Annotated in this window: 20 protein-coding genes, 1 tRNA gene and 1 pseudogene; 18 read left to right on the forward strand and 4 right to left on the reverse strand. The window is 70.5% G+C overall.

Going from position 1 to position 23,311, the window contains the following annotated elements:
- The first annotated feature begins 102 nt into the window (after positions 1 to 102).
- Positions 103 to 1,119 (forward strand): heme o synthase, encoded by a 1,017-nt coding sequence (locus ABD907_RS10785; RefSeq protein ID WP_345216263.1) that lies wholly within the window; start codon positions 103 to 105, stop codon positions 1,117 to 1,119.
- Positions 1,120 to 1,130: 11 nt separating this feature from the next.
- Positions 1,131 to 2,066, forward strand: coding sequence for a site-specific tyrosine recombinase XerD (gene xerD, locus ABD907_RS10790; RefSeq protein WP_345216264.1), 936 nt, complete (start codon positions 1,131 to 1,133; stop codon positions 2,064 to 2,066).
- Between the two features lie 89 nt (positions 2,067 to 2,155).
- Here xerD and ABD907_RS10795 read toward each other — a convergent pair whose 3' ends face one another.
- Positions 2,156 to 3,091 (reverse strand): type IV toxin-antitoxin system AbiEi family antitoxin, encoded by a 936-nt coding sequence (locus tag ABD907_RS10795; RefSeq protein WP_345216265.1) that lies wholly within the window; start codon positions 3,089 to 3,091, stop codon positions 2,156 to 2,158.
- A 392-nt stretch (positions 3,092 to 3,483) separates the two neighbouring features.
- Here ABD907_RS10795 and ABD907_RS10800 point away from each other — a divergent pair, with 392 nt between their 5' ends.
- From ABD907_RS10800 to ABD907_RS10850, 11 genes are all read left to right on the forward strand, one after another.
- The gene (locus ABD907_RS10800) at positions 3,484 to 4,344 is read left to right on the forward strand and encodes a ParA family protein (RefSeq protein ID WP_425555754.1); all 861 of its coding nucleotides are present in this window, start codon (positions 3,484 to 3,486) and stop codon (positions 4,342 to 4,344) included.
- Positions 4,345 to 4,351: 7 nt separating this feature from the next.
- Positions 4,352 to 5,308, forward strand: a complete 957-nt coding sequence (locus ABD907_RS10805; protein WP_345216266.1) for a segregation and condensation protein A — start codon at positions 4,352 to 4,354, stop codon at positions 5,306 to 5,308.
- Positions 5,305 to 5,919, forward strand: coding sequence for an SMC-Scp complex subunit ScpB (scpB, locus tag ABD907_RS10810; RefSeq protein ID WP_425555750.1), 615 nt, complete (start codon positions 5,305 to 5,307; stop codon positions 5,917 to 5,919). Before ABD907_RS10805 ends, scpB begins: the two co-directional genes overlap by 4 nt.
- Complete coding sequence (locus ABD907_RS10815) at positions 5,916 to 6,656, forward strand: pseudouridine synthase (protein WP_345216267.1); 741 nt, start codon at positions 5,916 to 5,918, stop codon at positions 6,654 to 6,656. The genes scpB and ABD907_RS10815 overlap by 4 nt, the downstream gene beginning before the upstream one ends.
- Positions 6,653 to 7,771, forward strand: a complete 1,119-nt coding sequence (locus tag ABD907_RS10820; protein ID WP_345216268.1) for a prephenate dehydrogenase — start codon at positions 6,653 to 6,655, stop codon at positions 7,769 to 7,771. The genes ABD907_RS10815 and ABD907_RS10820 overlap by 4 nt, the downstream gene beginning before the upstream one ends.
- Before the next feature lie 13 nt (positions 7,772 to 7,784).
- Positions 7,785 to 8,552, forward strand: a complete 768-nt coding sequence (cmk, locus tag ABD907_RS10825; protein ID WP_486334076.1) for a (d)CMP kinase — start codon at positions 7,785 to 7,787, stop codon at positions 8,550 to 8,552.
- Entirely contained in the window at positions 8,549 to 9,253 is a 705-nt protein-coding gene (locus tag ABD907_RS10830) for a lysophospholipid acyltransferase family protein (RefSeq protein ID WP_345216270.1), read from the forward strand. Before cmk ends, ABD907_RS10830 begins: the two co-directional genes overlap by 4 nt.
- Before the next feature lie 32 nt (positions 9,254 to 9,285).
- Positions 9,286 to 10,737: a ribosome biogenesis GTPase Der gene (gene der, locus ABD907_RS10835; protein ID WP_345216271.1), complete on the forward strand. Its 1,452-nt coding sequence runs from the start codon at positions 9,286 to 9,288 to the stop codon at positions 10,735 to 10,737.
- Positions 10,737 to 11,765 (forward strand): hypothetical protein, encoded by a 1,029-nt coding sequence (locus ABD907_RS10840; protein WP_345216272.1) that lies wholly within the window; start codon positions 10,737 to 10,739, stop codon positions 11,763 to 11,765. Before der ends, ABD907_RS10840 begins: the two co-directional genes overlap by 1 nt.
- A 99-nt stretch (positions 11,766 to 11,864) precedes the next feature.
- Positions 11,865 to 11,938, forward strand: a tRNA-Pro gene (locus ABD907_RS10845).
- A gap of 243 nt (positions 11,939 to 12,181) precedes the next feature.
- Entirely contained in the window at positions 12,182 to 12,829 is a 648-nt protein-coding gene (locus tag ABD907_RS10850) for a group I intron-associated PD-(D/E)XK endonuclease (protein WP_345216273.1), read from the forward strand.
- On the opposite strand, the pseudogene ABD907_RS21260 reads toward ABD907_RS10850, so the two are convergent.
- Positions 12,756 to 13,253, reverse strand: a pseudogene (locus ABD907_RS21260) (cation:proton antiporter); the annotation flags it as partial. The gene ABD907_RS10850 and the pseudogene ABD907_RS21260 overlap by 74 nt on opposite strands.
- A gap of 315 nt (positions 13,254 to 13,568) precedes the next feature.
- On the opposite strand from ABD907_RS21260, the gene ABD907_RS10855 reads away from it, so the two are divergent.
- Positions 13,569 to 15,218, forward strand: a complete 1,650-nt coding sequence (locus ABD907_RS10855) for an NAD(P)/FAD-dependent oxidoreductase (RefSeq protein WP_345216274.1) — start codon at positions 13,569 to 13,571, stop codon at positions 15,216 to 15,218.
- Positions 15,218 to 16,606: a sensor histidine kinase gene (locus ABD907_RS10860; RefSeq protein WP_345216275.1), complete on the forward strand. Its 1,389-nt coding sequence runs from the start codon at positions 15,218 to 15,220 to the stop codon at positions 16,604 to 16,606. Before ABD907_RS10855 ends, ABD907_RS10860 begins: the two co-directional genes overlap by 1 nt.
- Before the next feature lie 29 nt (positions 16,607 to 16,635).
- Here the strand turns inward: ABD907_RS10860 and ABD907_RS10865 are convergent, their stop codons facing one another.
- Positions 16,636 to 17,826, reverse strand: coding sequence for a cation:proton antiporter (locus ABD907_RS10865; protein ID WP_345216276.1), 1,191 nt, complete (start codon positions 17,824 to 17,826; stop codon positions 16,636 to 16,638).
- Between the two features lie 394 nt (positions 17,827 to 18,220).
- Here ABD907_RS10865 and ABD907_RS10870 point away from each other — a divergent pair, with 394 nt between their 5' ends.
- Positions 18,221 to 20,374, forward strand: a complete 2,154-nt coding sequence (locus ABD907_RS10870; RefSeq protein ID WP_486334077.1) for a DEAD/DEAH box helicase — start codon at positions 18,221 to 18,223, stop codon at positions 20,372 to 20,374.
- Between the two features lie 56 nt (positions 20,375 to 20,430).
- Here the strand turns inward: ABD907_RS10870 and ABD907_RS10875 are convergent, their stop codons facing one another.
- On the reverse strand, positions 20,431 to 20,943 hold the full coding sequence (locus tag ABD907_RS10875) for a DUF421 domain-containing protein (RefSeq protein WP_345216278.1): 513 nt from the start codon (positions 20,941 to 20,943) through the stop codon (positions 20,431 to 20,433).
- A 601-nt stretch (positions 20,944 to 21,544) separates the two neighbouring features.
- Here ABD907_RS10875 and gdhA point away from each other — a divergent pair.
- Positions 21,545 to 22,882 (forward strand): NADP-specific glutamate dehydrogenase, encoded by a 1,338-nt coding sequence (gdhA, locus tag ABD907_RS10880; RefSeq protein WP_345216279.1) that lies wholly within the window; start codon positions 21,545 to 21,547, stop codon positions 22,880 to 22,882.
- A 68-nt stretch (positions 22,883 to 22,950) separates the two neighbouring features.
- Complete coding sequence (locus ABD907_RS10885) at positions 22,951 to 23,238, forward strand: hypothetical protein (protein ID WP_345216280.1); 288 nt, start codon at positions 22,951 to 22,953, stop codon at positions 23,236 to 23,238.
- Positions 23,239 to 23,311: the final 73 nt, after the last annotated feature.

Here is a 23,311-nt window from a genome sequence, read left to right on the forward strand (position 1 = left end):
CTCCGCGACTCTACCGGGGTGTGTCGAACCTGTCGGGCCGAGAGAACGGATCGTGGACACCTCGACCTGTAACGCCGCGCGAGGGCACGTAGACTCGCGGCCGTGCCCACCGCTCAGCCTGCCGCCACACCTGACAGCGAACCTGTGGCCGGCGCCGGTAAGCGGGCCGAGCAGAACGCCGGGCCGTCGGCGGCGCGACACGACGGGGCTGCACGGGCACCCTCCTCAGCACCTCCGCGCCGGTCTCGGCTGCGTGCTTACCTGGCGCTGACCAAACCGCGCATCATCGAGCTGCTGCTCGTCACCACGATCCCGACCATGATCCTGGCGGCGCAGGGCTGGCCCGGCACCATGCTGCTGCTGGCCACACTCGTGGGCGGGTCGTTCGCGGCGGGATCGGCGAACGCGTTCAACATGTACCTCGACCGCGACATCGACCGGGTCATGAACCGCACGAAACAGCGGCCGCTGGTCACCGGCGAGCTGAGCGAGCGGCAGGCGCTCGTGTTCGCCGCCACGCTCGGTGCCGTGTCGATCGCCTGGTTCGCGGTCCTCGTCAACGCGGCATCGGCGTGGCTGACCCTCGCCGCCATCCTGCTCTACGTCGTCCTGTACACGATGGTGCTCAAGCGACGTACCTCCCAGAACATCGTCTGGGGCGGGGTCGCCGGGTGCATGCCGGTGCTCATCGGCTGGTCCGCGGTGACCGGCTCGGTGGGCCTGCCGCCGCTGCTGCTGTTCCTCGTGGTGTTCTTCTGGACCCCGCCGCACTACTGGCCGCTGTCGATGAAGTTCAAGAGCGACTACGCGCGCGCCGGCGTGCCGATGCTTCCCGTGGTCGCCGACGACCTGCGCGTCGCCCGGCAGATCCTCTTCTACGCGGCACTCATGGTGGCCTGCTCGTTGGCGCTCCTTCCCCTCAGCGATCTCGGCTGGGTCTACGGCGCGATCGCCGCCGCCGCCGGCGTCTGGTTCCTCGTCTCGTGCGCGCTGCTGTACCGGCGTGCCCGGCACCCGGAGCGCGGCAAGCTCGCCGCGATGAAGGTCTTCCACGGCTCGATCACCTATCTCACGGTGGTGTTCCTGGCCGTCGCGGTGGATCCGCTCCTGCCGCTGTAGGGCGCGGGGGGATGACGATGACGTCGCTCGAGCGGGCGCGTGGGGAGTACCTCGCCCACCTGGGGGTCGAGCGAGGGGTCAGCGATCACACCTTGTCCGCGTACACGCGGGACCTGGAGCGGTACTGTGCCTTCCTCACCGTCCGCGGCCGCACGGCACTCGGTGAGGTCACGGAGGACGACGTCGTCGCGTTCACCGAGGCGCTGCGCACCGGGTCCGACGGCGGCACCGTCCTCGCTCCGTCGTCCGCGGCCCGAACAGTCACGGCCGTGCGGGGCTGGCACCGCTTCGCCCTCGCGGAGGGGACGACGGCGTCCGACCCCAGCGCATCCGTCAAGCCGCCGCCCAGCTCGCGCCGCCTGCCGAAGGCGATCCCGGTCGACCGGGTGGAGGCGTTGCTGGAGGCGGCGTCCATCGGGGACGGAGCGGTGCCGCTGCGCGACCGTGCGCTGCTGGAGGTGCTGTACGGCACGGGCGCGCGGATCAGCGAGGCGGTCGGGCTGGCCGTCGACGATCTGGACCTCGACGGCGACGTCGCCGCCGTCCAGCTGTTCGGCAAGGGGCGGAAGGAGCGGGTCGTGCCGGTGGGCCGGTACGCCGTCGACGCGCTCGAGGCGTACCTCGTCCGTGGCCGTCCGGAGCTGGCGCGAGCCGGACGCGGCAACTCGGCCGTGTTCCTCAACACGCGTGGGAACCCGCTGAGCCGCCAGAGCGCCTGGGCCGTGCTGCAGACGGCCGCCGACCGTGCCGGACTCACGGAGCACATCAGCCCGCACACGCTGCGGCACTCCTTCGCCACGCACCTGCTGGCCGGGGGAGCGGACGTGCGCGTGGTCCAGGAGCTCCTCGGGCACGCGTCGGTGACCACGACGCAGATCTACACCCAGGTCACGGCCCAGACCATGCGTGAGGTCTACGCCGCAGCACATCCCCGAGCCCTGGCCTGACCGACCCCCCACCCACCCCGTGAGTCGTCATTCCCGTGCCGATTCGTCATCGATGTGCCGATTCGTCATGCGTGTACGGCCGTCCGGCCTCAAGCCCAACGCAGCCGGGAAGGCACCATCCCGAGGCCGAGGTCCTGGATGATCACCTCCTCCACGGCGGGCCTACGACCGAGGACGTGCCCCGCGTGGAACGAACGGACGCGCCATCTCCAGCGCTCTTCGATGTCCTGACTTCGGCGCCCGTTGCGATCCGACTGATCCATCGCCGAGTAGTGGTAGGCGACACCGTCGTACTCGATGGCCAACCGGGCCTCCTCGTACCCCAGATCGAGCCGGTAGACGACGTGACCGTCACGGCCGACGAGCTCGACCTGCAGGTCAGGCAGGGGCAGGTCCGCCTCGACGATGCGCAGCCGTAGCCACGACTCGCCCGGTGACTCGGCCCGCGGATCGGCCATCTTCCAGACGCAACGCGCACGACCGATCCACCGGTGCCCCGTCAAGCGCGCGATCCGCTCGCCGATCTCGTCCAGATCCACAAGTCCCCGGTTGCTGAACATGTCCAACGCGGCGAGACCCATGTAGCGCTCACTGAACCGGGCAAGGTCGAGCGCGGTCCGCGAAGGCGTGGTGACGGCAACGCCGGCGATCGTCATCAGGTCCGACGGCGGAAGGACGACGAGATGTCCGTGAACGCCGTCGCGCCTGATCGCGTTCAGCGCCAGAGACGACGCCGACGCCACCTCCAGCACCGGTGGCGCACGGAAGCGCTCGGGAGGCCGAACGTCGACCCCGTGCACCCAGGCTGCCGATTCTCTGACCAAGGCTGTCCCGGGCGGCAGCAGACGCCCGAGCGCACGGATTCGTTCACCGACGTCGTCCGCGACGGCGGTGGGCAGGTAGACGCCGATGAACGGACGCTCGAGCACTCCCTCGTCCAACAGCATCCGTAGATCGCGGGGTGACAGGTCGGCGGCGACCGCTTCGGCTCTGGTGAATGGGCCCTGGAGGAGAGAGTCGTCCATCGGAGCACCATCGGACCTGGTGCTGGCGAACGTCGCGCGGGCTTCGTCGTGCTGGGGACGAGTTGACGTTCGGGGGTCGCCTGTGGACGCACGGCTGCACGGCGCCGTCCCGCCGGAGGGCAGCTGTCGGGCAATCTCCCGGCAAGGGCTCGGCGCGGACCACCGGCGGCACGTGCCCGCGAATGACAAATGAGCACACAGATGACGAGTCGGCACGTAGATGATGACGAGTCGGCACGTAGATGACGAGTCGGCACGTAGATGACGAGTCGGCACACAGATGACGAGTCGCGGCAGGGTTGGGCGGATGTGCGGGCGACTCGCGCCGGGGGTGTTAGGGCCGGTGCGCAGCGTCTACTAGCGTGTGGGCGGTGAGCAGTGAGCAGCCAGGACTGATACCGGAGAGCGCCGTGGGAACCGCCGACAGCTCGGCGGACCCGGCGGACTTCCCCGTCCCCGCGCCGCTGAGCAGCCACGGGCCCGCCCGCGTGATCGCCATGTGCAACCAGAAGGGCGGCGTCGGCAAGACCACCACCACCATCAACCTCGGTGCGGCGCTGGCCGAGTACGGCCGCAAGGTCCTGCTCGTGGACTTCGACCCGCAGGGCGCCGCCTCCGCGGGGCTCGGCATCAACGCTCATGAGCTCGACCGCACCATCTACAACCTGCTGATGGAGCCGCGCGCGGACGTGCGCGAGATCATCAGGCCCACCGAGGTCGACAACCTGGACCTCGCGCCGGCGAACATCGACCTCTCCGCCGCGGAGGTCCAGCTCGTCAGCGAGGTCGCCCGCGAGCAGGCCCTGGCACGGGTGCTCCGGCCCGTCCTGGACGACTACGACGTCATTCTCATCGACTGCCAGCCCTCGCTCGGACTGCTGACCGTCAACGCGCTGACCGCGGCGCACGGCGTGCTCATCCCGCTCGAGGCGGAGTTCTTCGCGCTGCGTGGCGTCGCCCTGCTCGTGGAGAGCATCGAGCGCGTCCAGGAGCGGATCAACCCGCGGCTGCGCATCGACGGCATCCTCGCCACGATGGTCGACATGCGCACGCTGCACTCGCGCGAGGTGCTCGACCGCGTCCGCGAGGCCTTCGGGGAGAAGGTCTTCAAGACGAAGATCTCCCGCACCGTGAAGTTCCCGGACGCGTCCGTCGCCACGGAGCCGATCACCACCTACGCCCCCACCCACTCGGGCGCGGAGGCGTACCGCAGGCTGGCACGCGAGCTGATCGCCCGCGGCGACGCCGCCTGAGTCGCCGATGCCGCAGTCCGAGGCCGCGACGGCGCCCGGGGGTGACGCCGCCGCGACCGGTCCGCGCACGCTCGGCTCCTTCGCCATCACCCTGGAGAACTTCGAGGGTCCCTTCGACCTCCTGCTGTCGCTGATCGCCAAGCACCGGCTCGACATCACCGAGGTGGCGCTGGCGACGGTGACCGACGAGTTCGTCTCCTACATCAGCGCGCAGCAGGACTGGAATCTCGGCCAGGCCAGCGAGTTCCTCGTCATCGGCGCCACCCTGCTCGACCTCAAGGCCGCCCGGCTGCTGCCGCGCGGCGCGGTGGAGGACGAGGAGGACCTCGAGCTGCTGGAGGCCCGGGACCTCCTGTTCGCGCGGCTGCTCCAGTACCGCGCGTTCAAGCAGGTCGCGGGCGCTCTGGCGCAGGAGTGGGAGCTGGGCGCGCGCACGTTCCCGCGCAGCGTCTCCCTCGAGCCGCAACTCGCCGCCCTGCTGCCCGAGCTGGTCATGCAGGTCACGCCCGACGACGTCGCTCGCCTGGCGGCCGGAGCCCTCGCCCCGAAGCCGGGCCCACCGACCGTCGACATCACTCACCTGCACAATCCCGTCGTCCCGGTCCGGGAGCAGGCCGCCCTGCTGGTCGACCGGCTCCGGCGGATGCGCCGGGCCAGCTTCCGTACCCTCACCGAGGACGCCGAGTCCCTGCCCTACGTCGTCGCCCGGTTCCTCGCGCTCCTCGAGCTGTTCCGGGAGGGCGCCGTCGCCTTCGAGCAGGCGGAGGCCCTCGGCGAGCTGACGATCCTGTGGTCGGGCAGCGACGAGGGAGAGGTCGACGTCGGCGACGACTACGACGACGACGAGCGCGAGCGAGGAACGAGCGGAGCGCGAGGAGGCGGCGACATCGGGCACGACGACGACGAGCGCGACGAGACGGCCGCCGATGCAGCGGTGCCGGCCCCAGAGGAGGACGACAAGTGACCGACCCACCGCGTGAGGGTGAGCCGCAGTACGAGGCCGTGCCCGACGACGCGCTGCCCCAGAAGCAGCTCGCCGCCGTCGAGGCCGTGCTCATGATCGTCGACGAGCCGGTTCCGGCCGCGCAGCTCGCCAGCGTGCTCGGGCTGCCCACCGGGCAGGTGACCGAGCTGCTCGAGGAGCTCGCGGCGGAGTATCGCGGGGAGCACGGGGGCCGGCCGCGCGGGTTCGAGCTGCGCGAGCTCGCCGGCGGGTGGCGGGTCTACAGCTCGCCCGCGTACGCCGACGTCGTCGGGAAGTTCGTCGTGGACGGGCAGACCGCGCGTCTGACCCAGGCCTCGCTCGAGACGCTCGCGGTCATCGCGTACCGACAGCCGGTCAGCCGCGGCCGCATCGCCGCCATCCGCGGGGTGAACGTCGACGGCGTGGTGCGTACCCTGCTCGCACGGGGCCTGATCGAGGAGGCCGGGGCGGACGAGGAAGGCGGCGCGATGCGCTACCGCACGTCCGCCTACTTCCTCGAGCGGATCGGCCTGTCCTCCCTCGAGGACCTGCCGCCGCTCGCCCCCTACTTGCCGGACACGGCAAGCCTGGACGACGGAGAGCTGCGATGACCGACCCTGCCGACGAGGGCGTACGTCTGCAGAAGGTGCTGGCGGGCGCGGGCGTGGGTTCCCGCCGCGCCTGCGAGGCACTGATCAGGGCGGGCCGGGTCTCGGTCGACGGCAAGGTCGTGCGCGAGCTCGGCACGCGGGTGGACCCGGACAATGCCGTCCTCCACGTCGACGGCATGCGGGTCCAGCAGGACGACTCGATCGTGACGATCGCGCTGAACAAGCCGGTCGGCGTCGTCTCCACGATGTCCGACGAGCAGGGCCGCCCCTCACTGGCCCAGTACGTCGAAGACCGGCCGGAGCGGCTGTTCCACGTCGGCCGCCTGGACGCCGAGACGTCCGGCCTGATGTTGCTGACGAACGACGGCGACCTGGCGCACCGTCTCGCGCACCCCTCCTACGAGGTGCTCAAGACATACCTGGCCACGGTGGAGGGCCGCGTGCCCCGCGGCCTGGGCAAGCGACTGGCCCAGGGCGTCGAGCTCGAGGACGGACCGGTCACCGTCGACAGGCTCACCGTCAAGGAGACGACGCCGGACGCCTCGATCGTCGAGATCTCCCTCCACGAGGGCCGCAACCACATCGTGCGGCGGCTGATGGCCGAGGTCGGCCACCCCGTCACCCGGCTCACGCGCACCCGAGTCGGCCCGGTCTCGCTCGGCAGCCTGAAGGAGGGCCGCACGCGGGTCATCGGCGGACGCGAGCTCGGCGCACTCATGAGGGACGTGGGCCTGTGACCGTCCCGACCCGGCCCGTGGCCACGGTCGGGCCCGTCAAGATCGTGGGCACCGGCCTGCTCGGCGCGAGCCTCGGCCTGGCGCTGCGCGCCGCCGGCGTCGCCGTCCAGCTCGACGACGCGTCCCCCTCGGCCCTGGCCCTCGCCCGGGACATCGGCGCCGGCACACCTGTGGAGTCGGGCGATCCCGAGCCCGCCCTCGTCGTCGTCGCGGCACCGCCCGACGTCACGGCCGTCACCGTCCTCGCGCAGCTGGAAGCGCACCCGGACGCCGTCGTCACGGACGTGGCGAGCGTGAAGGCACCGATCGTCGCCGAGGTCAGGGCAGGCGGCACCACCGGGGCCGGCCGCTACGTCGGCTCCCACCCCATGGCGGGCCGGGAACGCTCGGGTGCCGCCGCCGCGGACGGAGACCTGTTCGCCGGTCGGCCCTGGGTGATCGTGCCGGAGGACGCGTCCGGCGACGCGGTCCTCGCCGTGCGCAACCTCGCCGCGGACGTGGGCGCGGCGCCCGTCACCCTCGGCGCCCAGGAGCACGACGACGCCGTCGCGCTCGTCTCGCACCTGCCTCAGCTCGCCGCCTCGCTGGTGGCGGCGCGGCTGCGCGAGACCCCGGAAGCGGCGCTCGGCCTGGCCGGTCAGGGCCTGCGTGACGTGACGCGGATCGCGGCCTCGGACCCGCAGCTCTGGTCGATGATCCTGGTCGGCAACGCCGCTCCCGTCGCCACGGCGCTTCGCGAGGTCCGCGCGGACCTCGACGAGCTGATCACCGCGCTCGACCTGGCCGCGCAGCACGGTCCGCTCACACCAGGTGCCGCCGGACCGCTGGCAAGCCTGGTGGCAGCCGGGAACGCCGGTGCCGGCCGCATCCCCGGCAAGCACGGGGGAGCGCCGCGCCGGTACGGCGAGGTCACGGTGCTGATCCCCGACGAGCCCGGCGCGCTGGGACGACTGTTCTCAGACGTCGGCGAGGCCGGCGTCAACATCGAGGACCTGCAGCTGGAGCACTCGGCCGGCCAGAAGGTGGGTCTCGCGGTGGTGTCCGTGCTGCCGGCCGCCGTCGCACCGCTGGAGGCCGAGCTCGACAGGCGAGGATGGCGGCTCGTCGCCCACTGAGCGGCGGTGACCGATGAACGACACGGCGCGCAGGCGCAGCAGGAGGAGATCAGTGGAGAACGTCAGCGACCGCGGCGTCGTCGTCGCGATCGACGGGCCGTCCGGCTCGGGGAAGTCGACCGTCTCGCGGCGCGTGGCCGCCGAGCTCGATCTGGCGTACCTGGACACGGGTGCGATGTACCGGGCCGCGACCTGGTGGTGCCGGCGGGCAGACGTCGACCTCGACGACGCCCCGGCCGTCACCGGTGCGGTGCACGCGATGCCGCTGCGGATGGTCACCGACCCGGCCGACCCGCGCGTGGTGTGCGACGACGTCGACATCACCGCTGCGATCCGCGAGGCGGTGCTGACCGCCGTCGTCTCGAAGGTCGCCACCAACCTCGACGTGCGCACCGAACTCGCCCGCCTGCAGCGCGCCATCATCGCCGAGGAGACGACGCCCGGCACCGATTCCCGCAGCGGCGGGCGGGGTGTGGTCGCGGAAGGCCGGGACATCACCACCGTCGTCGCGCCGGACGCGGACGTGCGGATCCTGCTGGTCGCGGACGAGCAGGCCCGCCTGACGCGCCGGGCCCGTGAGCGGCACGGCAACGCCGACCACAGCACCCTGGAGGCCACGCGGGACGAGGTGCTGCGCCGCGACGCCGACGACTCCACCGTCTCGACCTTCCTCACGGCCGCCGACGGCGTGGTCACCGTCGACTCGAGCGCGCTCGGCATCGACGAGACGGTCGACGCCGTGCTCACCGTCATCGCCGGCGCACGGCAGGCCCGGCCGTGAGGGCACCGACCCGCGGTCAGCGTGTGCGCGCCGAGGACATCTACCGCTGGGGACCGAGCTGGTCCCGCAGAGTGGGCTGGGTGCTCGACCACGTCTGGTGGAACACCGTGGTCCACGACGCCGAGAACGTCCCGGCGTCCGGGCCGGTCATCATCGCCTCGAACCACACCGGGATCATCGACGGACCGCTGCTGCACGGTGCGCTGCCGCGCGACAGCCACATCATCGTCAAGCAGGAGTTCTTCGACTCTCCCATCGGGTTCCTGATGACCTGGGCGGGTCAGATCCCGGTCGACCGCCGTTCCGGCCGCGCAGCGCTGACGGTGGCCCGGCAGCTCCTCCTCGAAGGACGGGTCGTCGGGATCTTCCCCGAGGGCACCCGCGGCCGGGGCGACCTCACGTCGGTCCGGGCGGGGGTGGCCTGGCTCGCTGTCCAGACCGGCGCACCGGTCGTGCCGGCAGCGATCCTCGGGACCCGCCGGACCGGGAACAAGCGTGGGCACGTGCCGTGGCCGCGCAGCCGCCTGCACGTCGTGTACGGCGAGCCGATCAACCTCGACACGGCGGACCGGACCGGCCGCCAGGCGATGGCGACGGCGATGACCGCGATCGGCGCGGGGATGAAGGCCCACGTCGAGCACGCGATCGAGCTGACCGGCGTGGACCTGCCGGTCGACAGTGAACTCGGTCTCGGCGAGTGAAACACCCGCCGTCCGGCTGAGACAATCGTCCGATGAGCACCGACCCCGCCGCCGACTCGCGGCACGCCGAGGCGCTGCGCGCCGGCCTGGCCGACTACGCCCTCGAGGACGAGGACCTGGACGTTCTCGAGTCCGGGGAGTCGTCCGAGGACGCGCAGAGCCAGGCCGCCCTTCCCGTGCTCGCCGTCATCGGCCGGCCCAACGTCGGCAAGTCGACCCTGGTCAACCGGGTCCTGGGGCACCGGGAGGCGGTCGTCCAGGACGTCCCCGGCGTAACCCGGGACCGTGTCATGTACCCCGCCGAGTGGGCCGGTCGGAACTTCACCCTGATCGACACCGGCGGGTGGGAGCTCGACGTCGCCGGTATGGCCGCCTCGGTCGCCAAGCAGGCCGAGATCGCGGTGGAGCTGGCGGACGCCGTCATGTTCGTCGTGGACGCCACGGTCGGGCCGACGGACACCGACGAACAGGTGGTGCGACTGCTGCGCCGGTCGGGCAAACCGGTGGTGCTGGTCGCCAACAAGGTCGACTCGTCGATGCAGGAGGCGGACGCCACCACGCTGTGGTCGCTCGGACTGGGGCAGCCCTGGCCGGTCTCCGCGCTGCACGGCCGGGGGAGCGGTGACGTCCTAGACGAGGCCATCCGGGTGCTGCCCGAGGTCTCCGCCGTGGCCGACCGGATGCCGGAGGGCGGGCCGCGGCGCGTCGCCCTGGTCGGACGCCCGAACGTCGGCAAGTCCTCGCTGCTGAACAAGCTGGCCGGCAACGAGCGGGTCGTCGTCGATGAGGTCGCCGGGACCACGCGCGACCCGGTGGACGAGCTCATCGAGCTCGACGGGAAACCGTGGTGGTTCGTCGACACGGCCGGGATCCGCCGTCGGGTGCACCAGACCTCCGGTGCCGACTACTACGCCTCCCTGCGGACCCGAGCGGCCCTGGAGAAGGCGGAGGTCGGCGTCGTCCTGGTCGACGCGTCCGTGCCCATGACGGAGCAGGACACCCGCGTGATCCAGCAGGTCATCGACACGGGTCGGGCGCTCGTGATCGCGTACAACAAGTGGGACATCCTGGACGAGGACCGCCGCCCCTATCTGGAGCGCGAGATCGAGATGGACCTCGTCCAGGTCCAGTGGGCCCCGCGGGTGAACCTCTCCGCCCGCACCGGCTGGCACACCAACCGGCTCTCCAAGGCCCTGGACACCGCCCTGGAGTCCTGGGACACCCGCATCCCGACCGGGCGGCTGAACGCCTTCCTCGGCGAGCTGACGGCAGGTCACCCGCACCCGGTCCGGGGTGGCAGGCAGCCACGCATCCTGTTCGCGACGCAGGCGTCCAACCGGCCCCCACGATTCGTGATCTTCGCGACCGGCTTCATCGAGGCCGGCTACCGACGGTTCATCGAGAACCGGCTGCGGGAGAACTTCGGCTTCACCGGCAGCCCCATCGAGATCAGCGTCCGCGTCCGGGAGAAGCGGCGGCGCTGATGGCCGCTGAACGGTTCCGGGGCTCACGGCACCGGCTGCTGCGCTGGGGGCTCCCGCGAGATCCTCGCGCGGCCGAGCACGTCCTCGGCTTCGCCGTGGTTGCGGTCGTGACCATCGTCGTCACCCGTGGCTTCCTGGCGCTGACGGGATTCCCGCAGATCGGCGGGGAATCGCTGCACGTGGCGCACGTGCTCTGGGGCGGGCAGCTCATGGCCGTGGCCGTCGTGCTGGCCCTGTCCTTCGCGGGTCCGGTGGTACGGCCGATCGTGGCGTTCGTCGGTGGCGTGGGTTTCGGGCTGTTCATCGACGAGATCGGCAAGTTCCTCACCGCGGACAACGACTACTTCTACGCACCGGCGCCGATGATCATGTACGTCATCGTTGTGCTGCTCATGGTGGCGGCCGACGCGGTGCACGGCCGACGCGTGCACGACGGGACGGAGTACGTGGCGGCCGCCGCCGACTACGCCGTCTCGGGCATCGCCGGCGGCCTGAGCGAGGAGCGGCGCGCCGTCGCGGAGGAGATGCTGGCACGTGGTGCGGGTTCACGCGGAGCGGCCGAGACCGAGGCCCTGCTCGCCGCAGTGCCCGCGGACGAGACGCAGGCTCCGGATCCCCTGACCGCGGTGGCCTACCGGCTCCGGGCGTTGTTCCGTGCGGTCGTCACCCGACGCTGGGCTACCGTGGCGACCGTCTGGCTGGTGGTGGCCGTCGCCGCCGGCACCGCGATCACGGTAGCGCTCACCTGGGGCAAGGACCCGGTCTGGGCGGAGCTGGTCACCGTGGTCTCCGTCCTGCTTTCGCTGGTCGCCGGCGTGCGGGCGTGGATGCTGCTGCACGAGGACCGGTACGCGGCGTTCCAGTGGCTGCGGCGCGGTGTGCTGGTCAACGTGCTGGTGACGCAGGTGGCGCTGTTCCGGATCGAGCCTTGGCCCGCGACGGCCGCACTGCTGCTCGCGCTCGCCACGCTCGGCGTCATCGCGGCGGAGAAGCACCGTCTCGAACGGCTTCACGAGGCCGACGTCTGAGAGCTCGCGGGTCGTCAGGGTCACACCTCCAGCGATTCGGAGAGGACCCTGCCGCTGGGGTAGCATCGTCCAGTCCGCACGGCAGCAGCCGGCGGGCCACGGGCTGTGGCGCAGCTTGGTAGCGCACCTGACTGGGGGTCAGGGGGTCGTGGGTTCAAATCCCGCCAGCCCGACAGACCGAGAGGCCTGGAACCATGCAGTTCCCGGGCTTCTCGCCTTCGATGCCCTCGAACGCTGAGACCTAGCGATCGAGACCGGCGGTGGCAGAGCCGGATGTCAGTAGCGCCCCATAGGTTCCGACCATGGTCCATGGGAGAAAGTACTCGGACAGTCAGCTTGTCGAAGCTATCGCCGCGTCCGTCTCATGGCGGGGAGTGCTCCGTCACCTCGGGCTGGCCGGTACGTCCGCTGCCGCGATGCGGTCGATCCGTGCTCATGCTGATCGGCTGGCCCTCGACTACAGCCACTTCACCGGTCAGCGTCGGTGGACCGAATCCGCGCTCCGCGAGGCCGTCGCTGCCGCCGGCAGCTGGTCCGACGTCGTGACGACCCTCGGGCTGCGCGGCGGGTCCGCCGTCGCCTCGGTCAAGGGCCACGCGGCCCGGCTGCGCCTCGACACGACCCACCTCGCTGTGCAGGCAATCGAAACGGCGCCGCATGGCCTCCGCCCCGCCCTGGACTGCCTCGGGAGCGCCGGCTCGATGATGGCGGCCGCCTGGTTCAAGCTCTGCGGTTGTGGCGTCGCGTGGCCGCTCGAGCCGGCTCGTTACGACCTACTGGTCACGAAGGGCAAGAGGATCCGGCGCGTACAGGTAAAGACGACGACCGTCGCAGCCGGCAAAGCAGGTTGGAAGGTTCAGCTCTCGGTCAGTCGGAAAGAATGCAAGACCTACGACCCCGACGAGATCGACGACTTCTTCATTATCGACGGCGATTTCAACTACTACCTGATCCCCGTCGAAGCGGTGGGTGGTCTCTACGCGATCCACGTCAACGCCTACGCTCGCTACCGCGTGAGCCAGCTCGCCGTGGGCACCGCGGCCATAGACCATGCGGCTTCCTGACCGGATGCGTCGGGGCCGTAGGTTCGAATTCCGCTGCCAGACCGTGTGAAGTCTCAGGACTTCGCGGACGGCCGCACTGACGCGCGAGGACCACGTCCGTCGAGGAATGGGCGACGACCGACAGCACGATCAGGCCGTACACCACTGACGCGAACCCCTTCGGGCCGAACCACATGGCCGCCAGCTGCTCACGTACCGGCAACCTGGTCCCGACGAACGCCACCAGCAGCGCCAGTGGCCTGGCGAGCACCAGGGCCAGCACCGCGAAGATCCAGCCCACCAGTGGGATCTCCCCGAACAGGAATTCCGGGGTGATCAGGGCACCGAAGACGAGGATCGCCGCCAGCTTCAGCAGCTCGGTGACCAGCTCACCAAAACGCTCCAGCCAGGGGAAAGCACCGCGGCGGACAGCACCGTGCGATGCGCCCGCTCGGATATCAGCACGGCGACGACGGGGAGCCCCGCGAAGGACAGCAGTGGGGCATCGTCACGCGTTCCCTCGGTCTCACGTCGATTCTTCAGCCCCACCCTTCCAGCAGCCGGCTGACTGTGCTCATGCGGGAGGTCCTCGAGCCACCATGCTCATCCCTTCGGCGATGTCGTCGGTCCGCATACCGAGTCTTGTGCCAGTCCACGGCTATTGCTCATACCCCTGACCAGGGGAGGACAGCGGCGGTACTGTCCCCGTGTCGGACAGCGGATTCCCGTATCGGTCCGGCACAGCTTCCAGGAGGAGCCGATGGCCAAGCCGGCGATCCTCGCGGTCGACGACGACGCCGCGGTCGCCGCGGCCGTGGTCCGGGACCTGCGGGCGCACTACGGGGCCGACTATCGAATCCTTCGCGCCACCTCGGGCCCGGAAGCCCTGGAGATGATGGCGGCCCTCGTCCTGAAGGACCAACCGCTCGCCGCGGTCGTCACCGACCAGCGGATGCCGGCGATGACGGGCATCGAGGTCCTCCAGGAGGTCCGGCAGCAGTCACCGGCGTCGAAGCTCGTGCTGCTGACCGCATACGCCGACACCGACGTGGCCATTCAGGCGATCAACGACATCGCGCTCGACCACTACCTGGTCAAGCCGTGGGACCCACCCGAGGAGCGGCTCTACCCGGTGCTGGACGAGCTCCTCGGCGACTGGGTCCGGGCGCACCCGGACCGCGACTCCGAGGTACGCGTCGTGGGGCACCGGTGGTCGGAGCGCACGCACGAGGTGAAGTCCTTCCTCGCGCACAATCACGTTCCCTATCGCTGGCTCGAGGTCGACCAGAGTGAGGAGGCCCGGCGGCTGCTCGACCTCGCGGGCGCCGACAGCGCGGAGCTCCCGGTGGTGACGCTGCCCGAGGGCGCCTGTCTGCGCGCCCCGACCACCCTCCAGCTCGCCCACGCCCTCGGACTGCGCACCCGGGCCGAGCGCCCGCTGTACGACCTGTGCATCGTGGGTGCAGGGCCGGCCGGTCTCGCGGCAGCCGTGTACGCGGCTTCCGAGGGCCTGCAGACCGTGGTTGTCGAGCGTGACGCCCCCGGGGGCCAGGCTGGTCAGAGCGCCTCGATCGAGAATTACCTCGGCTTTCCCAAGGGACTCTCCGGTGCCGACCTCACTCACCGCGCGGTGGCGCAGGCGTCCAGGTTCGGTGCTGAGATGGTCCTGGCGCGCGACGTGGTCGGCTTCGAGACGCGCGGGCCGGTTCGCGCGGTGCTGCTCGACGGCTCGGCCGACATCGAGGCGCGGGCGGTGCTCGTGGCCAGCGGTGTCTCCTACCGCCGGCTGGAGGCTCCGGGCCTCGACGATGTCGTCGGTCGCGGTACCTACTACGGAGCGAGCGCCAGCGAGGCGAGCCAAGCCATGGGGGAGGACGTGTACGTCGTCGGTGCGGCGAACTCCGCCGGCCAGGCGGCACTGAACCTTGCCCGCTACGCCAGGCGCGTGGTGCTCGTCGCTCGGGGGGTCACGCTCGAGGCTTCGATGTCGCAGTACCTGGTCAGCCGTATCCGGGCCACCTCGAACATCGACGTACGGCTCCGGACCGAGGTCGTCAGGGCCCGCGGTGGGGACCACCTCGAAGCCATCACGTTGGCCGACCGGGCCGCAGGGACCGAGGAGGAGGTCGCCACGAGCTGGATGTTCGTCTTCATCGGGGCCGCCCCGCGGACGGACTGGCTCGGGACGGACGTCGCCCGCGACGCCCGCGGCTTCATCCTCACCGGCCCCGACCTGCCGCAGGAGATCGGTTGGCCACTCGAACGCACGCCCTTCGCCCTCGAAACGAGCGTCCCGGGCGTCTTCGCCGCCGGGGACGTTCGCCTCGACAGCATGAAGCGGGTGGCCTCGGCCGTCGGCGAGGGCGCCATGGCCGTCTACCTCGTGCACCGTTACCTGGCGACCGTCTGATGCTGTACGACGACTTGCGTGGCATCCCGCTCCTCGACGGGCTCACCGACGAGCAGGTCGCCGAGCTCGCGGCCTCCGGGGAAGAGGTGTTCTTCGAGGACGGTGAGCACCTGTTCGACGAGGGCCGGCCCGCCGACCACTGGTGGCTGCTGCTCGACGGCAGCATCGACCTCGTGCGACGGATCGGCCACGAGGACACGGTGCTCGCCACGATGCAGACGCGCGGGCAGTGGGCGGGCGGGCTACGGGCCTGGCACGAGCACAGTGTCTACATGGGCAGCGGCCGAGCCAACCAGGCCGGCCGGGCGTTCCGCCTCGCCGCCGATCGGCTCTCCGCACACGGTGAGGAATGGTTCCCGTTCGCGGTCCACCTGCTCAGAGGGCTCATGGGCACGGCGCGCCAGATCGAGCAGAACGCTCGTCAGCGCGAGGCGCTGGTGGCCCTCGGCACCCTGGCGGCCGGCATGGCCCACGAGATCAACAACCCCGCCGCCGCCGCGGTGCGCGCCGTCGACACGCTCCGCGACAGCAACGACGACGTGCGCGACTCACTGCACCGGCTCGCCGCGGAATCGGTGAGCACCTCCCAGCTGGTCGCCCTGGACGAGCTGCGCCGCGAGCTCGACGGGGCACCGGCATCGACGGGCGTCGCGCTGGCCGAGCGCGAGGACGCGCTGTCTGGCTGGCTGACTGACCATGGGGTCGACCGGGACTGGCTGCTCGCTCCGGCGCTGGCGGCCGCCGGCGCGGACGTCGGTTGGTGCGAACGGGTCGCGGCGACGTTGGACGGCGCGGCGCTCCAGGCGGGCTTCGAGTGGGTCGCCGGCGCGGTCACGACCACCGCGCTGATCTCGCAGGTGCAAGACTCGGTCCGCCGCATCTCCGAGCTCGTCGCCGCTGTCAAGTCCTACTCGCAGCTCGATCGGGCCACCGTCCAGCAGGTCCGGGTCACCGACGGGCTCGAGAGCACGCTGGTGATGCTCGGCCACAAGCTGCGCGCCGGCGTCACCGTGCAGCGCGAGTATGCCGACGACGTGCCCGCCGTCGACGCCTCGCCCGGCGAGCTCAACCAGGTCTGGACGAACCTCATCGACAACGCGATCGACGCCATGGAGGGCACCGGGACGCTGCACGTGCGCACCTACGCGGACGACCGCGCCGTCATCGTGGAGATCGCAGACACCGGTCCGGGCATGACCGACGACGTCGCCGCGCACGCCTTCGAGCCGTTCTTCACCACCAAGGAGGTGGGCAAGGGCACAGGCCTCGGGCTCGACATCTCACGGCGGATCGTCGCCGAGCGGCACGGCGGGGAGATCACCGTGCACTCCCGTCCCGGGGACACCGTCGTCCGCGTACGCCTGCCACGGACCCGCCCACACGCCTGAGGCGCTCCCCGCACGACGTCGCGGGCTACCTACTGCTCCTGCTCGCCCCACTCCTGGAGCTCCTCGTCCGTGTCGAACTGACGCGCGAGGACCACGTCCGTCGAGGAATGAGCGATGATCGACAGCACGATCACCAGAGCGATCAGGTGATAGAGCTGGTCCGCCGCCGGGATCCCGGACTCCAGCACGATCAGGCCGTACACCACTGACGCGAACCCCTTCGGGCCGAACCACATGGCCGCCAGCTGCTCACGTACCGGCAACCTGGCCCCGACGAACGCCACCAGCAGCGCCAGTGGCCTGGCGAGCACCAGGGCCAGCACCGCGAAGATCCAGCCCACCAGCGGGATCTCCCCGAACAGGAATTCCGGGGTGATCAGGGCACCGAAGACGAGGATCGCCGCCAGCTTCAGCAACTCGGTGACCAGCTCACCAAAACGCTCGAACTCCACCCGGAACTCCGGACCACTGGTGGCGACGGTCACGCCGGCCGCGAACGCGCCGAGGAAGAGGTTGGCGTGCGTGGCCTCGCAGACACCCAGAACCAGCAGCCCGATGGAGACCGCCACCAGCGGTTGATGCGCGCGGACGGCCGCGAAGGCCGGGAGCCGTTCCAGCCGCAGCACCAGGTACGGAACCACCACGCCGACGGCGATGCCGAGCCCGATCTCTTCCGCCAGCTGCCAGCCGCTTGCCTCCGTGCCACCCGCGAGCGCAAGCAGTGCAAGCACCACCGGGAGCGCCAGGCCGTCGTTGACACCGGACTCGACGTTGAGCATGTGGCGCAGTCGCCCGGGTACCTCCTTGCGCCCGACGATGGCGGCCGCGAACACCGGGTCGGTCGGCGCGAGCACGGCACCGAGCAGGAACGACTCCAGCCAAGGCAGCCCGACCACGAAGTGCCCGAGGAGAGCAGTGATCCCGAGCGTGAGAGGCATCCCGAGAGCCAGAGCCCTACCGGGCAACCGCCAGGCCGCGCGCAGGTCAGCAAGCCCGACGCGCATGCCGTCGGTGAAGAGCACCGAGAACAAGGCCAGCTCAGCAAGGCCGCCGACGATCGGGTCACCGGCCTCGATCTGCAGCACATCCGTGACGCCTGGGCCCAGCAGGAACCCACCCAGCAGGAACAGCACCGCGGTGGACAGCACCGTGCGATGCGCTCGCTCGGATATCAGCACGGCGACGACGAGAAGCACCGCAAAAGGCAGCAGCAGGTGCATCGTCACAGTTCCTCTCACGTCTCGCGTCGACTCTGAGGCCTCACTCTCCCAGAACCCGCCGTGCCTGCCCATGCGGGAAGGACGAGACGCCCTTGTGCCGCCCGCGCCGGCAACAGACGGTAGGGTGGAATTTCACCGGCTTCAATCTCGTTGTGCTACTGAAGAGGGCTGGTGCACCGAGGTCGGTGAGGGTGCCCTCGTTCGAGGGCCGGATTCACTGGTCGGCGGGCCGTTCGGCCCGAGCGTCGATCTCCCGGAGATCCGCGTGACCAGCGCACGATCCGGTCCGGGCGGCCAGCAGGCCGCACCGTCGGACGCCCGTCGGCCCGATCTCGGTGCTGTGTGCGGATTGACCCGGCCCGATGAGCGGCCGGACATGCTAGAGGAGGACTCTGTGGCTCGAGGAGCCCAGCGCCAGTCAGGCGCGCGCAGTACCAGTCAGCGCAACCAACGACGTCGCCACCGCGACGAGGACGGCATCATGCCCGTGCTGGCACGAGTGTCGCGGGAGGTCGAGGGCGCGGTGCAGCGCGCTCGCGTGAAGCCATCGGTGCGGACGAAGTTCCAGGTCACCGCGCTACTGATGCGCGAGGAACGCGCCCGGGTGAAGGCCGACCCGGACCTTACCGAGGCCGGTCGGGACGAGCAGCTCAAGCGGCTCGACGGGATCGCCACGATCCTCGCGAAGACCGCGGCCCGCGACACCTCGCTGCTCGGGCTGCTCGACGAGCACGCGGTCGTCTCGGACGCCGCGAGGTCCCTCAAGCGTGAGCTGCTCGAGGACGCCGGCGTCGAGGCCCCGGCGGAGGAGATCGAGCCGTCCGAACCGGAGCTGGCCTCAGCGCCCGCCCAGCGTCAGGTCGTGCCCCAGTCGGTCGTGTCGCGACAGCTCGCCAACCCGTTCCTCGCCCCGGACTTCTCCTCAGCCCAGAACCGCCGCGTCCAGCCGCGCCGCCTGGCCGGCTGGGAGCTGCTCGGGCCGCTGTTCAAGTCCTTCGAGTACGGCGGGGCCTCATCGTGCATGGAGCTCCCCGAGCAGTCACCCGTCCGCGCCCCCAGCGACCTCGAGCTGATGCCGCACCAGGCACGGATGGTCGCTGCCGCCGCGGGCGGGCACCGCACCTTCCTGCTCGCCGACGAGCCGGGTCTCGGCAAGACGGCGCAGGCGCTGCTGGCCGCGCAGGCGGCGAACGCCTACCCCCTGCTGGTCGTCGTACCGAACGTCGTCAAGACCAACTGGGCACGTGAAGCCGCGCTCTGGACGCCCAACCGTCGGGCAACGGTGGTCCACGGCGACGGCGACACGATCGACGGCTTCGCGGACGTCGTCGTCGTGAACTACGAGGTGCTCGACCGGCACATCGGTTGGCTCGGTGACCTCGGGTTCCGCGGCATGGTCGTCGACGAGGCGCACTACATCAAGAACAAGAAGTCGCAGCGTTCCCAGCACGTGCTGGAGATCTCCGAGCGCATCCGCTCGCGCACCGGCAACCCGCTGCTGATGGCGCTCACCGGCACTCCGCTGATCAACGACATCGAGGACTTCAAAGCCATCTGGCAGTTCCTCGGCTGGATCGACGACAAGAAGCCGCTCGGCGAGCTCATGGAAGCCCTGGAGGAGACCGGCCTGACCCCCGCCGACCGCGGGTTCTACCCGGCGGCACGCACCAGCGTGATCGAGCGCGGGATCGTCCGTCGCCGCAAGGTGGACGTGGCGGCCGACATCCCGGCTCGGCGCGTCGCCGACCTGCCCGTCGAGCTCGACGACAGGGCCGGTCGGTCCATCCGCGCGGCCGAGCACGAGCTCACCCGTCGCCTCGTGAGCCGCTACGAGAGCGCCCTGGAGGCACGTCACGGCGACACCGTCGTCGAGGAGATCGATCGCGATCTCGTACGCCAGGTCGCCCGTTGGGAGCTGGCCGACAAGGCCGCCAAGTCCGACGAGAACGTGTTCTCCATGATGCGACGCATCGGTGAGGCGAAGGCCGGTCCCGCGGCCGACTACGCCGCCCAGCTCGCACGCAACGTCGGCAAGGTCGTGTTTTTCGCCAAGCACGTCGACGTGATGGACGCCGCCGAGGCGATCTTCGCCGAGCGCGGGATCCGGTTCGCGTCCATCCGCGGCGACCAGACGGCGTCGGCACGGCAGAAGCACATCGACGCGTTCACGAACGACCCAGACGTCGCCATCGCGGTCTGCTCGCTCACCGCGGCCGGCGTCGGCCTCAACCTGCAGGCCGCGTCCGACATGGTGCTCGCCGAGCTCTCCTGGACGGACGCGGAGCAGACACAGGCGATCGACCGCATCCACCGCATCGGGCAGGAGGAGCCCGTCACGGCGTGGCGCATCATCGCCGCGCAGACCATCGACACACGGATCGCGGAGCTGATCGACAGCAAGGCCGGGCTGGCCGCAAGGGCGCTCGACGGTTCCGACGAGGAGATGTCCTCCTCGACCGACGTGCAGCTCGACGCGCTGGTCGCTCTCCTCACGGACGCGCTCGCTGAGTCACTGCCGACGCCGCGACTGACCCCGGTCGGGGACTGATCCGGCTCGCAGCGTCCGCACGGCGGGCGACCGAGTCGCGCCGTCATCAGCAGCGCCTACCGCTCTCGGTCGGAAGGCTCGAGAGCCGAGCCGTCACCAACTTTGCCGACGGGGATCACGCTCAGCGTCCCGTCCGTCTCGAGGACCACGCGGGCCACCTTGTCCAGGCCGCCCACCCCGTTGCTGCGGACCGCCTGCCGGACCTCGGCGGGGGTCAGGCGTTGTCTGCGTAGGGCCACATGGTCTACGACACCGTCCCTGAGCACCGTGGTGGGCCCGGCCGTGACGGCCAACCGCCCGGGGCCCGTATGCGCAGTCGTCCAGGACACCGCCATCTGCAGGACCACCAGGACGGCCAACGCGATCGCACCCTCGCTCCACGAGACGTCGGCACTCAGCAGGATCGTCGCGAGCGTCGAGCCGAGCGCGACCGTGACCACGAAGTCGAACGCGTTGAGCTTGGCCAGCGTGCGTTTGCCGGAGATCCGAAGCAGCACGACCAGGACGACGTACGCTGCCGCGCCGACGGCGACGACACGTCCCAGGTCTGCCCACGAGTCGAACCACATCGCGTATCACCTCCGTCGACCGGCTGCTGCCGGAGCTCAAGTGCTGCCGGAGCCACCATGGCCCGGCACGCGGCAGGGCGCAGGCCGAGGGCCGCGCCCGCTGGTCCGTGAACCCGCCCGGGGAATCGATCACCGGAAGCAGGACCACCAGTTCGCCGGTCCGGCGGAGTACCGTCACGGTTCTCGGCGGACGGTGCGAGACGCGGGAGAGATCATGACCGACGGGGACGCGATACGCCTGAAGCCCGTCTACGAGCCGGCGGTGTACGCCGCGCGCGAACCACGCCGTGGTGCTTGAAGAATTCCTCGAGGAGCGCACGTGAGACCGGACCAACCCGACGTGCCGCCCGGTCAGGAGCCGAGCTGGGAGGGCGAAGCGAGCTGGGAGCCCGAAGGAGGGGAGGCCGCGTGCTGGCTCGGCAACGTCTGCACCGAGTGCGGTGCGCTCGTCGAGGACCGCGGCACTCCGTGCTGGCGGTGCGGCGAGCCCCCAACGGTCCATGGCTAGCAGTGTCGTCTCGCGTCTTGAGGGACAAACGAGCACACTCACTTCCTACACGCGTATGGTCTGTTGGCGTTTGTCCCCGCGTGAAGGAGTGACATGGATCCCCAGCTAGAGACCGTCCTCGACGAAGTGCTTCGTCGCAACCCGGGAGAGGCCGAGTTCCACCAGGCCGTCCGGGAGGTCTTCGATTCCCTTGGCCCGGTGCTCCGCAAGCACCCGCAGTACGTCGAAGCGGCAGTGCTCGGGCGGATCTGCGAGCCGGAGCGCCAGATCATCTTCCGCGTCCCGTGGGTCGACGACGCCGGTCAGGTCCAGATCAACCGCGGGTTCCGGGTCGAGTTCAACTCCGCCCTCGGCCCGTACAAAGGTGGCCTTCGGTTCCACCCGTCCGTGTACCTCGGCATCGTCAAGTTCCTCGGCTTCGAGCAGGTCTTCAAGAACGCCCTCACGGGCATGCCGATCGGTGGCGGCAAGGGCGGATCCGACTTCGACCCTCGGGGGCGCTCCGACGGCGAGATCATGCGGTTCTGCCAGTCCTTCATGTCTGAGCTCTACCGGCACATCGGCGAGTACACCGACGTCCCGGCCGGCGACACCGGCGTCGGTGGCCGCGAGATCGGTTACCTGTTCGGCCAGTACAAGCGCATCACCAACCGGTACGAGTCCGGAGTGCTGACGGGCAAGGGCATCACCTGGGGCGGCTCGCTCGTGCGCACCGAGGCAACCGGGTACGGCACGGTCGTCTTCGCCGAGCACATGCTCAATACCCGCAACGAGAGCCTCGACGGCCAGCGCGTCGTCGTGTCAGGATCCGGCAACGTCGCGGTACACGCGATCGCCAAGGCCCAGAAGCAGGGCGCCCAGGTGGTCTCGTTCTCGGACTCCTCGGGCTACGTCGTCGACGAGGGCGGTGTCGACGTGGATCTCCTCCGCCAGATCAAGGAGGTCGAGCGCGGCCGCGTCGCCGACTACGTGGAGCGCCGGCCCGGGGCGCGGCTGGTCGAGGACGGCCGGATCTGGGACGTCCCGGCGAACGTCGCCCTTCCCTGCGCCACCCAGAACGAGATCACCGAGGACGACGCGAAGCGCCTGATCGCGAACGGCGTCTCCGCCGTCGCCGAGGGTGCCAACATGCCGACCACGTCGGAGGCCGCCTCGCTCCTGCAGCAGGCGGGCGTGCTCTTCGGCCCCGGCAAGGCGGCCAACGCCGGCGGCGTCGCCACATCGGCGCTCGAGATGCAGCAGAACGCGTCGCGGGACTCGTGGTCCTTCGAGTACACCGAGGAGCGCCTCGAGGGAATCATGGCGGACATCCACGACCGGTGCATCGAGACCGCGGACGAGTACGGCGAGCCCGGAAACTACGTGCTCGGCGCCAACATCGCCGGCTTCACAAAGGTGGCCGACGCGATGATCGCCCTGGGCGTGGTGTGAGCGGCGGGGCGCGCGGGGGACGGGTACCACGCCGCGCGCCCCGGCCTGGGCAGTGGTAGACAGAAGCCATGTCGCAGGCCCACCCCTTCCAGCCGAACCTGCATCCCGACGACGAGCAGGGCATCCCGGCGGCGGACCCGGGCCCGGGCGCGCCGCCCACCGCACCGGGGTTCGGCGAGGGTTACGAACCCTCGGAGTACGACGACGAGGAAGCCCAGGACGAGGGCTCGGACGACCGCGAGTCGGACGACGAGGACGTTCCGGGCAAGGACGACGAGCCCTCCGGCACCGAAGCGAACGTGTTCGAACCACCTGACCCGGATGATGTCCGGCGCGACGGTGCATCGTCCGAGTGAGCACGCCGCCGCACTGCCATGACCCAAGGCTGTCAGGCGAGCAGGAGCAGCACCGCCGCGAGCGCCAGGAACG

The sequence above is a fragment of the Georgenia halophila genome, from assembly GCF_039541595.1.